12 protein-coding genes and 1 pseudogene are annotated in these 12515 nt (G+C 63.1%); 4 read left to right on the plus strand and 9 right to left on the minus strand.

Annotated features, from left to right (window positions below; genetic code table 11):
- Positions 1-13 precede the first annotated feature (13 nt).
- From AACH55_RS19350 to AACH55_RS19360, 3 genes and pseudogenes are all read left to right on the plus strand, one after another.
- A pseudogene (locus tag AACH55_RS19350) lies at positions 14-873 on the plus strand (SDR family oxidoreductase).
- A 47-nt stretch (positions 874-920) separates the two neighbouring features.
- Positions 921-1325, plus strand: coding sequence for a four-helix bundle copper-binding protein (locus AACH55_RS19355; protein WP_338716266.1), 405 nt, complete (start codon positions 921-923; stop codon positions 1323-1325).
- Between the two features lie 97 nt (positions 1326-1422).
- The gene (locus tag AACH55_RS19360; RefSeq protein ID WP_338716267.1) at positions 1423-1782 is read left to right on the plus strand and encodes a response regulator; all 360 of its coding nucleotides are present in this window, start codon (positions 1423-1425) and stop codon (positions 1780-1782) included.
- A 75-nt stretch (positions 1783-1857) separates the two neighbouring features.
- Here AACH55_RS19360 and AACH55_RS19365 read toward each other — a convergent pair whose 3' ends face one another.
- Entirely contained in the window at positions 1858-3168 is a 1311-nt protein-coding gene (locus AACH55_RS19365; RefSeq protein ID WP_338716268.1) for an MFS transporter, read from the minus strand.
- A 51-nt stretch (positions 3169-3219) separates the two neighbouring features.
- Here AACH55_RS19365 and AACH55_RS19370 point away from each other — a divergent pair, with 51 nt between their 5' ends.
- Complete coding sequence (locus tag AACH55_RS19370) at positions 3220-3372, plus strand: hypothetical protein (RefSeq protein ID WP_338716269.1); 153 nt, start codon at positions 3220-3222, stop codon at positions 3370-3372.
- 233 nt (positions 3373-3605) lie between these two features.
- On the opposite strand, the gene AACH55_RS19375 is transcribed toward AACH55_RS19370, so the two are convergent.
- From AACH55_RS19375 to AACH55_RS19410, 8 genes are all read right to left on the minus strand, one after another.
- Complete coding sequence (locus AACH55_RS19375) at positions 3606-4316, minus strand: response regulator transcription factor (RefSeq protein WP_338716270.1); 711 nt, start codon at positions 4314-4316, stop codon at positions 3606-3608.
- A gap of 165 nt (positions 4317-4481) precedes the next feature.
- On the minus strand, positions 4482-4895 hold the full coding sequence (locus AACH55_RS19380; RefSeq protein WP_338716271.1) for a response regulator: 414 nt from the start codon (positions 4893-4895) through the stop codon (positions 4482-4484).
- Positions 4896-5163: 268 nt separating this feature from the next.
- Positions 5164-5559: a response regulator gene (locus AACH55_RS19385; RefSeq protein WP_338716272.1), complete on the minus strand. Its 396-nt coding sequence runs from the start codon at positions 5557-5559 to the stop codon at positions 5164-5166.
- Positions 5560-5561: 2 nt separating this feature from the next.
- A complete protein-coding gene (locus AACH55_RS19390; RefSeq protein ID WP_338716273.1) occupies positions 5562-7040 on the minus strand; it encodes an ATPase domain-containing protein in 1479 nt (492 codons plus the stop codon).
- A gap of 746 nt (positions 7041-7786) precedes the next feature.
- Positions 7787-9184, minus strand: coding sequence for an MFS transporter (locus AACH55_RS19395; protein ID WP_338716274.1), 1398 nt, complete (start codon positions 9182-9184; stop codon positions 7787-7789).
- A gap of 85 nt (positions 9185-9269) precedes the next feature.
- Complete coding sequence (locus tag AACH55_RS19400) at positions 9270-10430, minus strand: porin (RefSeq protein WP_338716275.1); 1161 nt, start codon at positions 10428-10430, stop codon at positions 9270-9272.
- Positions 10431-10798: 368 nt separating this feature from the next.
- A complete protein-coding gene (locus AACH55_RS19405; protein ID WP_338716276.1) occupies positions 10799-11671 on the minus strand; it encodes a sugar phosphate isomerase/epimerase family protein in 873 nt (290 codons plus the stop codon).
- Positions 11668-12513 carry a ThiF family adenylyltransferase gene (locus AACH55_RS19410; protein WP_338716277.1) on the minus strand — a complete coding sequence of 282 codons (846 nt, stop codon included), beginning with the start codon at positions 12511-12513 and terminating at the stop codon, positions 11668-11670. Before AACH55_RS19410 ends, AACH55_RS19405 begins: the two co-directional genes overlap by 4 nt.
- Between the last annotated feature and the right edge of the window lie 2 nt (positions 12514-12515).

The raw sequence follows: 12515 nt of genomic DNA on the forward strand, positions 1-12515 counted from the left end.
CACGGAGGACAGCATGAGCGACAACCAGACCGAGGGCCTTCCGGCCCAGCACCAATCCCGACAGCCCGGCAGCGAGCAGGAGATGCAGCCGCGTCCGCACAGCGCACCGGCCGGTACGCCCGGACAACGGCTGGCCGGCAAGGTGGCACTCATCACCGGCGGCGACAGCGGGATCGGCCGCGCCGTCGCGCTGGCCTACGCCCGCGAAGGCGCGCGTGTGGCCATCGTCTATCTGGATGAAGAAGAGGATGCGCGCCAGACCCAGAAGGACGTGCAGGCGCTGGACGCACCCTGCCTGCTGCTGCCGGGAGACGTCGGCTCGCCCGAGTTCTGCCGCAGTGCCGTGCGTGCGGTGATGGATGCCTACGGCCGCCTGGACGTGCTGGTCAACAACCGGCCCAGCAGTATCCGGCCAAGAGCATCGAACAGATTTCGCAGCAACAGCTGGAGCACACCTTCCGCACCAACATCTTCTCGATGTTCTACATGGTCAAGGAAGCCATGCCCTTCCTCACGCGCGGCGCACGCATCATCAACACCACCTCGGTGACGGCCTATCGCGGCAGCAAGCACCTGGTCGACTATGCCGCCACCAAAGGCGCCATCGTGGCGTTGACGCGCTCGCTGTCGCAGCAGCTGGCCCCGGCCGGCATCCACGTCAATGCGGTGGCGCCGGGTCCGATCTGGACCCCGCTGATTCCCGCCAGCTTCAGCGAGGAAGAAGTCGCCAGCTTCGGCAAGAACGTGCCGCTGGGCCGACCGGGACAGCCCGATGAAGTGGCCCCGGCCTATGTCTTCCTCGCCACCGAAGGCGCCTCCTACATGACGGGGCAAGTGCTGCATCCCAACGGCGGGGAAATCGTCAACACCTGAGCATGTCTGCAAACATCGCTGGCATTCATCCATACAAGGAGTCCATCATGAGCACCCAGACCGTTTTCGATACCGGCAATGTCGGCCAGTCCGGCCAGCCGGACCAATCCACCCGGCCGATGAGTTCATCAGCGTCGATGCTGACCTGTATGCAGGCCTGTCAGCAGTGCCATGAAGCCTGCCGCAAGGCGGCCTTCGGCATCAGCCCGGCCGCCGCGCAAGACCTGGCTGCCGACGATGTGCGCCTGCTGCTGGAATGCGCCGAACTGTGCCAGCTGTCGGCCAACTGGCAACTGGCGGGGTCGCAGTATTGCCGCCAGATCTGCGCGGTCTGTGCCGAGGTCTGCCGCCAGTGTCAGGACCGCTGCAACGACAATGAAGGCATGCAGGAATGCGCGGCCGCCTGCCAGCGCTGCGCCGAGAGTTGCGAAGCCATGAGCAGCATGGCCTGAGCGGCGGGCCCCGGGAAGGGATCAGGAAAACCCCGATGGCGGACATGTTGCCGCCAGTACATGATGAGCCTACCCCAGACTTCACGAGAGTCCCGTCATGCACAAGACCGCCCTGATCGCCACCCCCCAGCCTGAAGTCAGCCGTGCGCTCACCGAATGGCTGGCCATCAACGACATCGACATCCAGATCGCCAGCAGTGGCAGTGACGCCATCGAACACATCGTGCTGGACAAGCCCGACGTGGTACTGGCGCAACTGGCCATGGACGGCATGAGCGGCCTGCGTCTGGCGCATTACCTGAAGGCGCAGAAGCAGTTGTCCGACGTGCCGGTGATTTTGCTGTGCCGCGACGAGCGCGAGATGAATCTGGTGAGGGGCCAATGGCCCGCGTTCCTGTGCGGCGGGTCGCTGAACCCTGCGCTGATTTCTGAATTGAAGCGCGAGCTGGTCAACTAGCGACCGGCGCCATCAAACGACAAGGCCCGGTACCTCGCGGTACCGGGCCTGTTCAACTTGCAGCTGCCTTTACGATCAGGCCTTGTAACCCTTGCTGCTCATCGGCACGAACGCCAGCAGCACGCCCAGGATGGACAGGCCGATCACGTACAGCGCCGGACCTTGCGGGTCCGCCTTGATCCACAGCGAGATCAGCACCGGCGTCAGGCCGCCGAACACCGCATACGCCATGTTGTAGGCGAAGGACAAGCCGGTAAAGCGCACCGCCGGCGGGAAGGCGCGGGTGGAGACGATGGGCGTGAGCGAGATGCTGCCCACGAACAGGCCCACCAGCGCATAGCCCCAGATGAGCGACTCGGGCGAGCCCGGCAACTGACCATAGAACCACCAGGTCGACAGACCCAGGCCACCCCAGCCGATGATCATGCTGGCGCGGGTGCCGATGCGGTCGCACAGCCAGCCGATGGCCAGGCAGCCGATGGTCAGCATCAGCGTGCCGGCGCAGTTGGCCTGCATCACCAGCTTGGCCGGCAGATGATGCACGGTCTGCAGGTAGGAAGGCGTCATCAGGATCACCACCACCACCGCGCCCGACAGGCACCAGGTCATGCCGGCCGTCAGCACGCTGGCCGCACGGTGTTCACGCAGCACGGTCTTCAAGGGCAGCTCGCTGGACTCCTTGCGGCGCGCGGCCAGTTCGCGGAACACCGGCGTCTCTTCCAGATAGCGGCGCAGATAAACCGACACCAGCCCGAACACGCCACCCAGGATGAAGGGAATGCGCCAGGCATACGCCGCCACTTCAGCCGGGGCGTAGACGCTGTTGATGAAGATGCCCATGAGCGAACCCAGCAGGATGCCGCCGGTAATGCCGGCGGTCAGCGAACCGACGCCGAAGCTGTAGCGGTTGGCCGGCACGTGTTCGGCCACGAACACCCAGGCGCCCGGCATTTCTCCGCCGATGGCCGCGCCCTGCAGGGTGCGCATCAACAACAGCAGGATGGGCGCGGCCACGCCGATGCTGGCGTAGGTCGGCAAGAGGCCGATGACCAGCGTCGGCACCGCCATCAGGAAGATGGAGAGCGTAAACATGCGCTTGCGACCGATCACGTCGCCATAGTGGGCGATGATGATGCCGCCCACCGGGCGCGCCAGGTAACCGGCGGCGAAGATGCCGAAGGTCTGCAGCATGCGCAGCCATTCGGGCATGTCGGCCGGGAAGAACAGCTTGCCGACCACCGCCGCGAAGAACACGTAGATGACGAAATCGTAGAACTCCAGCGTGCCACCCAGGGCGGACAGGCTCAGGGTGCGGTAGTCGGAGGAAGTAAGCGGTCGGTGCTGGGACTCACTGAGAGCCCCGGTCAATTCAGCGGAAGTGGTCATGTTGGTTCACTAACGGCAAAGCCGCCATCCGGTGTGCCGTGCGCATCGGCCATGAACAACGAAGCTCACGGCAATGCAGCAGCGGGCCGGAAGGCCTGCTTCAACTTGTTCGGTCGGGTGGCCGCAGACGGCATGTCTGCGAAGGACAGATTCAGCGGAAAACGTAAAGCGAAGAAATACGATTTAGCGTCGAAACTTGCCTAATGATACCGCAAAAGCGGCCAAACTTTCGCAATGCAGCATTTCTTGCCGCCATCGGACGAGCGGGCAGCATCCATGCCGGTTTCGGGCCGCATGAAGTTTCTCACACCGTGAAAATGAAAAAGCCCGCTCTGCAGCTTCCCTGCAAAGCGAGCTTCTCGCAGAAGTGAACGAACCGGCCGGATTTCACCGCGCCTGCGCGGACCCGCCGTGGCGAGCCCGCGCATCGGTTGCGCTCAGGATTCCAGAACGATGTCGACCGCCGAGGAACGGCGCAGCATCAGGAAGCCTTCGCCATAGATGTTGCGGATCTGCATGGGCGGCTCGCCCAGCGAACGCAGTTTCTGGCGCACGCGGTAGATCAGCGCGTCGATGCGATGGGCATCGTACTCCTCGCCCCCGGAGCGCAGCAGGTCGAACAACTGACCATGCGAGACCGGATAGTTGGGGCTTTGCAGCAGCGCGGCCAGGGCGGTGCTTTCCTTGTCGGTGAATTGCAGCACCACGTTGCCATTGCTGGACAGGCGCCCCGAGCGGCGATGGAAGGCCCACTTCTCGGCCTGCGGCGAACTCTGGTGCGGCGCGGTCTTCATGCGGCGCGCCAGGGCCGTCAGGGTGGCCGAGACTTCTTCCAGCCTGAGCGGCTTGCACAGGTAGTAATCGGCGCCCTCGCTCATACAGCGCACCCGCTCCTCGCTGCGCGTGGCGGCAGTCAGGACGATGATGCCCATGGACGGGAAATTCTGCCGCAGCGAAGCCAGTTCGGGCAACAGGCTGCCGTCGGGCAAACCGGTGTCGGATAACAGGATGTCGGGCTGACGGCTCTTGAGGATGTCCCTGGCCTGGCTCAGTGCAGAGCAGACCGAGATCTCGTAACCTAATTCCCCCACATGTGCGCTCAACGTGTTACGCCAGTCGAGATCGCTTTCTACGATAAGTACTTTCATCACTCTAGTGTTCCGGACGAACCTTTTTTTTATGACTGCCGGCGCATCCCCGCCTGTCTGTTGCAACGGGACTGCACACCACCCCCGGGCGCGCAAATGCTTTTCAGAGTCATAACGTTATACAGAAAATATCTGCGGATAAAATCATAAAAACTCGCAGACCCCTTACACCTGAAAACTCCACCGGGCCTGGCTTTGCGCGTGTTGACGCAGCAGGCCGGTGACGGTCCCCAGCAGGTGGTCGACCGAACATGGTTTGAGCAGAAAAGCGGCAATCGAAGGAATGCGCGCACTGGCAGCGGGCAAGTGCGCGCTGATCAGCACCACGGGAATTTGCGCAAACCGTTCATGCGACTTGATGTAACGCGCCAGCTCCATGCCATCCATGCGCGGCATGCGCAAATCGGTCAGCACCAGGGCCGGTGCCTGCACCTGCAACTGCGCGATGGCATCCACGCCATCGGCCGCCCCCACGGCCTGCAGCCCACCCTGCCGCAAGATGCCGCACAGCATCTCGCGCGACTCGGGATGATCTTCCACGACCAGTACGGTCGCGGCCTCGTTGTCAGTTGCCATCATGTCTCCTCCTGCCCTCGCCAAACCCTTGCCCCGCACTCTATCCCCTACCTGAGGTCACGGTGACTTGTTGTGAGTGATGGTGATGGTTGGGGATAAAACGCGATATCAGGAAATTCCTGAAACTTGGACAACATTACGCTAACGCATGGTGCAGGCGGCTGACAGGCCGTCAGGGAGGCGTCGCGCAAAGGAGGGGAAGGACGGCACGAGGCCGCGTCCGGCACCAGCGCAGAGCTTGGGCGGACGCGGATTCAGAGGTCAGGAATGGTCAGGCATGCGCGCTCAGGAGGCGCTGAATTTCTGTGACCAGATGGTCGAAGAACACCGGCTTGCGCAAAAACAGGTTGTGACTGGATTGCGACAGATTGTGGCGCTCCGGGGCGCCACTGCAAAGGATGACGGGCAGCGTTGCGCCACCGGGCAGCGCACGCAGCGCCGCACACAGCTCCAGACCGTTCATCACCGGCATCATGCAGTCCGAGATGACCAGATCGGGCCACTCCTGCTGCGCCTTGGTCAGCGCATCGGCACCGTGGATGGCCGTCACCACGCGATAGCCATGCAGCTCCAGCAGCATGGCATAGGTATCGGTGATGTCGATCTCATCGTCGACGATCAGGAGCAGAGGCTGCGCGCCCTGCTGTGGAGCTGACACACCGGGCATGGTCAGCGTCCATCCGCAAGCGGCGCGGGAAGAGGGGTGACCAGGCCATCGATCTCGATGCCGGCGTCGGAAATGTTCATCAGACGGCTGGCACCGTCGTAGCCGTTTTCGCGCAGCTTCATCACCGAAATCTGACGGCGGTTGACGTCATCCTTGACCACGTATTCCAGCAGCATCATGTTTTCATACAGCTGCGAGGAACTGGGATCGACCTGGGGCCGCGATTCGCGGAAATACGGCAATTGCTCGGTGATGAAGGTGGTCACGCCGCGCGCGCGCAGCTCATTGGTCAGCGCCACCAGGAAGGGCCGCATGCGCTGCTGCTGCACCACGATGCTGCGCAGGCCGTCCACGCCATCGATCAACAGGCGCGTCACGCCGCGCCGGGCGATGTTGTCCAGCATGCGCTTGGCCAGGTCGTCGCACAGCATTTCCAGCGGCAGCTGCCACATCATCTGCAGGGCACCGCTGTCGATATGTTCATCGAGCTGCATGCCGGCCTTGCGCGCCTTGGCCAGCAGGCGTTCGGGCGATTCGTAGAAGCCCAGGATCAGGCATTGCTGGCCGTCCTTCAGTCCCTGTTCGATGAAGTGCAGTCCCATGAGCGTCTTGCCCACGCCGGGACTGCCCAAGAGACAGGTCAGCGAACCGCTGACCACGCCACCGCCGATGCACTTGTCCCAGGAAGGGATGCCCACGCTGACATAACGGTCCGAGGTGCCCGGCACCTTGCCGGCGCGGGTGGCGGTGGCTTCGAAGCGCGGGAATATCTCCACGCCGCTCTGGTTGATCTCGAAGACGTGCTTGCCCAGCAGGTGGTTGGCGCCGCGCAGCTTGAAGACCTTGATCTCGCGCACCAGCTGCATGCCGGATTCGTACTGGCTCAGTTCGATGACGCCATCGACCAGGGTGTTTTCCGACTCGGGCATGTTGCCTTCCACCGGCGAGAGCAGCAGGGTGGTGCAATGCATGGTGAACACCAGCGAGTTCAGGGAATGCATGAATTCCGACAGGTTCAGGTCCGAGGGCCCCGAATCGCGCACCGAACGGAAACCGTCGATGATGAGCATGGCCGGGCGATGGCGGTTCAGTTCGGCGCTGATCAGGCGCAGCAGGCCGCGCAGGCCCTCGCTGGCCAGCGCGCCATAGCCGCTGAGCATCTGCATCTGGCCGCCCACCAGGCTCTCGTCGAAGAAGTCAAAATTGCTCACGTGATTGAGCATCTTGGCGTGGGATTCGGCAATGAGCGTCAACAACATCACCTTGTTGCCACTGCGCGCCTGGGCAAACCCCACCTGCGAGGCCAGCGTGGTCTTGCCGCTGCCGGCCAGCCCCTGGATCAGATAGAGGCTGCCGGCCGGCAGGCCACCACCGAGGATCTCGTCGAAACCGGCAATGCCGGTACTGAGCAGCGAGATGCGGCTGGGCCGCGAGGTCGTGACGGCAGCAGCAGCAGGAGGGAACGGCGGGTGATGATTCATGGGGAAGGAAGACTCGCGTTTTTATTTCGCAAAGGTTTAGAACCCATTTCATAAATAGGCGTGAGTGCGAGCGAGTCCCGTTTGGGATGAAGTGCAAGGCGCGAATTTGGGTCAAGACTGGGCGTCTTGACCCAAATTCGTAACGCAGCAATTCGCCCAAACGGGCCGCTCCCTCCGGGTTCTGTCCAGAAAGGGCGCTGGCCGCGTTGCACTCCTTGCGTGTGGCACCGCCACACGACGCGTCGCGCGCCTTGCCAGCGCCCTTTCTGGACAGAACGCATCTCACGCCTATTTATGAAATGGGTTCTAATGAGTTTTCGTCATTATACGTTTGCGTATCACCTGATTAAGGTTGCCGGACAGACCGAAAGTTGCATGGATCAGAAAAAGAAAAAATCCTGACATCCGCAAAGCCTGGGCGGGCGCGGCCCGATACGACGGCATCTGCCTTGCGTTGCTGAACGCCATGAAAAATTTCTCGTGAAACAACACCCCCGGACGATCCATACAAGATCAGTGCGAGCGCCCGCATCCCCGCGCCAGAGCTGGCCGCCAGCGGACAGCCGCTGGCCTCGTCGCGGGTCAGCCTGTCCATACAAGGCCGCCGGCAACGGGCAGAGGACATGCGCAGCCGCAACAGAAAACACCGTTGCCCCCTCCCCCGCGCAGCGATCCCGAGCACGACTGAAAATAAAAAAGACGCTGTTCCCTCACAAGGAACAGCGTCTTTTTTCAGGCAAGGCCTCTCAGGACTTGGCGTACCGCCCTTCCAGATCGGCCTGTGCACGCAGGCGCTCATACTCGTTGAGCGGCATCGGCTGGGCATCACGCTCGCCCAGTTTTTCCAGCGGGATGCGATAGGTCTCGCGTGCGGAGAACGCCGCCAGCGCCGCCACCACGGTGATGCCGAAGGCGATGCCGCCCACGGTCAGCCAGATATTGTTCGAGCCGGGCGGGGCGACGGCCGTAAACAGCGCCGGCAGCATGGCGGTGATGGCCGTGCCCAGGTTCTGTCCGATGGCCATGGCCGAGACCCGCGAACGTGCCGGGAACAGTTCGGGGAAGAAGCTGGGGAAGACCGCGTTGTAACCCTGGTAGACCACGCCCCACATCAGCACCGACATCACGAAGGCCAGCTCGACATTGCGAATGCTGATCGCATACAGGTAAGCGAAGGAGAACAGACCAGCCAGCAGCGAGCCGACCATGATGGGCAGACGGCGGCCGGTGCGGTCCGACAGCTTGCCCACGTAGGGAATCACCAGCACCGCCACCAGATTGCCCACCACCGGAATCCACAGATAGACATCCTTGGCAAAGCCGATGCCATAGGCCGGCTGCACCGCGTAGGCCGCGCCGAAGATGGTGGCCACCACCGGGATCACGTTCATGAGCGCCATGCAGACCACGCGCAGCATGTCGGGCGAGCTGTCGCGGAAGGCCTCCACCACCGGCGAGCGGCGTTGCAGCTCGGCCTTGTCGGCGGCCTTGAAGAGCGGGGTTTCATCGACGGTGCGGCGGATGATCCAGCCGGCGATGATCACCAGGAAACTCAGCAGGAAGGGAATGCGCCAGCCCCACACGTTGAACTGCTCGGCCGGCATGTAGTGCGCCAGCGGCAGGAACACCGCAGCGGCCAGGATCTGCCCGGCCTGCACGCCTTGCAGGCTGAAGCTGGAGTAGTAGCCGCGCCGGCCGAAGGGCGAATGTTCCAGGATCATGGAACTGGCGCCGGAGATTTCACCGGCCACCGCAAAGCCCTGCGCCAGGCGCAGGATCACCAGCAGTGCCGGTGCCCACAGGCCTACCTGATCATAGGTCGGCAACAGCCCGACCCCGATGGTGGAAAAACCCATCAGGAACATGCACCACAGCAGCACCTTCTTGCGGCCGTGGGTATCGCCCAGGTGGCCCAGCAGGAACGCACCGATGGGACGGGCCACATAGCCCACGCCATAGGTGGCCAGCGAGGCGATGATGGCGGTGGTCGGATCGCCCTTGGGGAAGAACAGCTGCGGGAAGATCAGCGAAGCTGCAGTGGCATAGATGAAGAAATCATAGTATTCGAGCGCCGAGCCGATCCAGCCGCTGGCGGCGGCCTTCTTGCTCTGCTGCGAATGTTCGCGGGAATGAGAGGATTGCATGGTGTCTCCGTGGTGTTGCTGGGCAGGCCGTCCGCTGTGTCGGGAGGATGCGGACCGGCTTGCCGGTGTAAAGGAATGGCGCGCCTCAGAAGCGATGCAGGATGCCCATCTGCAAGCCGATCAGACTCTTGCCATTGACGTCGCTCCCGGCCAGGTTGCTGCCCGGTCCGGCCGAACCGCTGAAGCGCCAGCCGGCATTGGCCTGGTTCTTCATGATGTTGGCGAATCCATAGAGCGTGGTCCGCTTGGAGAGGTCGTAGTAGGCGCCCACGTTGCCGCCCTGTGCACCACCATCCTTGTGGGAGGTGTCGACCATCACGCCATACAGTGCGCCGATGCGCAGCTGCGGGGTCAGGCGATAATCCGCCGAGACCTGGTAGACGTTGTAGAAGCGCTGGATATTGGGATCGTTACCGGCAAAGAAATTATTGGGATTGCTGACATTGTTGAGGATGGTGGCGGCATTGTTGCCATTGGCGTTGGCGGTGCTGTTGTTGCTCCTTACGTAGGCCAGGTAGATCTTGCCCGGACCATAGTCGTAGTCGGCATACAGGTTATGGTATTGCACCGTATTGTCGTACAGGCCGCCGGCATTGGGTTTTGCCATCAATCCGGCATAACCGGCACGATACGGGCCGTTAGTGTAATCCAAGCCGAACTGATAGACACCACGGCGCCCCAGTCCTTCACCGGCCGTCTCGGGCATCGCATAGTGGATATCGACCTGGAAACCGGCCCAGCGCGGCGACTTCCATGACAGGTCATTGTCGAAGCGCGACGGTACGCCGAAGGTATTGATGATGGAGCCGTAGGTGGTGCGCTCGGTGTAATCGATGGCGCCGCCGATGAAGAAGGGCACGCTGTTCTGGCGGCCCACGCGGAATTCACCGGCGGCCGGCGTCCTGATGCCGACCCAGGACTGGCGGTCGAACAGGCGCGTGCTGTCGGCCAGACCGCCGGTGTCGCCGGCAAAACCGTTTTCCAGCGTGAAGGTGGCCGCATAGCCGCCGCCCAGGTCTTCCACACCCTTGATGCCGATGCGGCTGCGCAGGATGGCGCCATCGTTGAGCGCCCACAGGCTCTTGCCGCTGCTGCTGCGCATGTAGCCCAGGTATTGATCGACGGTGCCATACAAGGTGACGTTGCCGGTGCTCTGGGCCAGCGCCGTACCGCAGGAGGCCAGCAGCAGGCCCAGGGCGACGGGCTTGCGCAGTGTGCCTGACGGGCGGGTGGATCGTGTTGTCATGTCTCGGATCTCTGTTGTGGTTGTGATGTTGTCGGTATCGGGTTGGGCGTGACTCCCGCCACACGCAATGCGTCCCCTGCCGGCGCGATGCGGCATGTTCGGATCGGGAGGAAGACGTGGGCCCACCGTTCCCCTGCGTGTTCAGGGAGGGGGCGGACGGATCAGGATGAAGGGCGCTGCGGTGTCATGGGGTCTCCTCTGTTGTCGTCATGCGGTCCGCGTTTTGAAATGCGGTACCGCATCGTCAAACCCGCTCGCTATGGTCTTGTTGTGGCGAGCCGTCGGTGCTGCTGCTGATGATGATGATGCTGATGCTGATGCTGCTGATTGCCGATTGTTGACTGCAGGTTAAAGATCGCTCAGCGCGTTCACGCGCCCACCGCTTCGCGCACCCGCAGGCCGCGTCGCAACACCTGGTCGCTCACCCACTTGGCGGACCGGCGCGCGCGCTCGGCCACGACGGCCGGCGACATCTGCAGGTAATCGTCATTGAACACTTCAAAACTGTAGTCCCCGCGATAGCCGCCGCGATGCAGGCGCCGCACCATGTCCGACAGCTCCGGCGAATGCTCGCCCTCGCCGGGGAACACGCGCAGATGACGCGCCGTCTCCAGCCGCTCTTCGGGGGTGCGGATCTCGCGCCACATGAAGTCCGACAGCTGCACCATCACGATACGCTTGCCGGGAATGGCATCGAGGTCTTCCAGCGCGCCACGGTTGGCGAGGATGTGGAAGGAATCGATCACCACGCCGAGGTTGGCGTGATCGGCCATCTCCACCACTTCCCAGGCCTGCATGTACTGGTTGATGTGACGCCCCCAGGACAAGGCTTCGAAGCCCACGCGGATGCCCAGCGGCACCGCCAGGTTGGCCAGCTTGGCCAGGTCGCGTGCGATGTGGCGGGTGTCGCCGCTGGCATGTTGCGAGGTGGACGAACACACCATCAGCAGCGGCGCACCGACCGCCTTGCAGATTTGCAGCAGGTTGCGCGCCACGTCGACCTTGTAGTCGTGCAGGCTGCCTTGCAGACCTTCGTAGTCGCGCATGACCTGGATGCCGGTGACGCGCACGCCGCTGTCGCGCACCAGCTTCACGGCCGCATCCAGCCCGCCGGGATAGCCCACCAGGTCTCTGGACCACAACATGAGCTGCGAGAAGCCGGCCGCCTTGGAAACCTGCAACTTGGATTCCAGCCCACCCGGCAGGGTGATGGTATCCATGCCGAAATTGTCGAGGTTCACAATGCCCCCAGTGTGCGGAAGTCATCGGCGGCCACGCCCGGCCAGCCGAACAATTCGAGATACAGCGGCGCCTGCTCGATCAGCATCTCCTTGCCCTTCTGGATGCGGCAGCCCCTGGCCTGTGCCTGCACCAGCAGCTGGCTCATCTCGATCTTCATGCCGCAGTCGGCGACGATGGCCGATGCGCTCACGCCGTCCAGTGCGAAGGGCATGGGATCGCCCACGTGCATGCCCAGCGGCGTGCAGTTCACCAGCAGGTCGAAGCCGCTCGCATCGGGCTGTGCAAAGCGCACGCGGGTGGCCGGGAAGGCCGCTTGCACGCGCGCCAGCAAGGCTTCGGCCCCGGCGCGGTTGGTATCGAAGACGCTGATCTCGGCCACGCCCTGTGCCGCCAGCGAGGCGACGATGGCACAGCCCACGCCACCGGTGCCCACCACCAGCGCACGGGTCTTGTTCCATACCAGCGGACGGTCGGCGGCGGTGCGCGCCAGCGCGCGGATGAAGCCCTCGCCATCGATCAGGTCGCCCCAGATGACACCTTCGGCATCGCGGTAGACCGCATTGCAGGCGCCGGCCACGCGGGCGCGCAGGGTGGCCTGCTCGACCGCATCGAGGGTCATGGGCTTGTGCGGGATGGAGACGAAGATGCCGCCCACGTTCTCGGTCTTCATGAACATGCGCACGGCCTCGCAATAACGCTCCGGTTCGATCTTGAAAGGGATGACGCGCGCATCCAGACCGTGCCGTTTGAAGTAGGCATTGAAGAGGGTCGGTGCCTTCACCTGTTCCACCGGCCAGCCGATGACGGGGAAGATGCGGGTAGTGCCTGTGATTTCCTTCATGA

It is taken from the genome of Herbaspirillum sp. DW155, from assembly GCF_037076565.1.
Taxonomy (GTDB): Bacteria; Pseudomonadota; Gammaproteobacteria; order Burkholderiales; family Burkholderiaceae_D; genus Herbaspirillum.

Excerpts from the sequence above, each read along its gene's own strand:
- AACH55_RS19355 (WP_338716266.1), top strand. The coding sequence starts at position 921 with ATGAGCACCCAGACCGTTTTCGATACCGGCAATGTCGGCCAGTCCGGC.
- AACH55_RS19360 (WP_338716267.1), top strand. The coding sequence starts at position 1,423 with ATGCACAAGACCGCCCTGATCGCCACCCCCCAGCCTGAAGTCAGCCGT.
- AACH55_RS19365 (WP_338716268.1), bottom strand. The coding sequence starts at position 3,168 with ATGACCACTTCCGCTGAATTGACCGGGGCTCTCAGTGAGTCCCAGCAC.
- AACH55_RS19370 (WP_338716269.1), top strand. The coding sequence starts at position 3,220 with ATGAACAACGAAGCTCACGGCAATGCAGCAGCGGGCCGGAAGGCCTGC.
- AACH55_RS19375 (WP_338716270.1), bottom strand. The coding sequence starts at position 4,316 with ATGAAAGTACTTATCGTAGAAAGCGATCTCGACTGGCGTAACACGTTG.
- AACH55_RS19380 (WP_338716271.1), bottom strand. The coding sequence starts at position 4,895 with ATGATGGCAACTGACAACGAGGCCGCGACCGTACTGGTCGTGGAAGAT.
- AACH55_RS19385 (WP_338716272.1), bottom strand. The coding sequence starts at position 5,559 with ATGCCCGGTGTGTCAGCTCCACAGCAGGGCGCGCAGCCTCTGCTCCTG.
- AACH55_RS19390 (WP_338716273.1), bottom strand. The coding sequence starts at position 7,040 with ATGAATCATCACCCGCCGTTCCCTCCTGCTGCTGCTGCCGTCACGACC.
- AACH55_RS19395 (WP_338716274.1), bottom strand. The coding sequence starts at position 9,184 with ATGCAATCCTCTCATTCCCGCGAACATTCGCAGCAGAGCAAGAAGGCC.
- AACH55_RS19400 (WP_338716275.1), bottom strand. The coding sequence starts at position 10,430 with ATGACAACACGATCCACCCGCCCGTCAGGCACACTGCGCAAGCCCGTC.
- AACH55_RS19410 (WP_338716277.1), bottom strand. The coding sequence starts at position 12,513 with ATGAAGGAAATCACAGGCACTACCCGCATCTTCCCCGTCATCGGCTGG.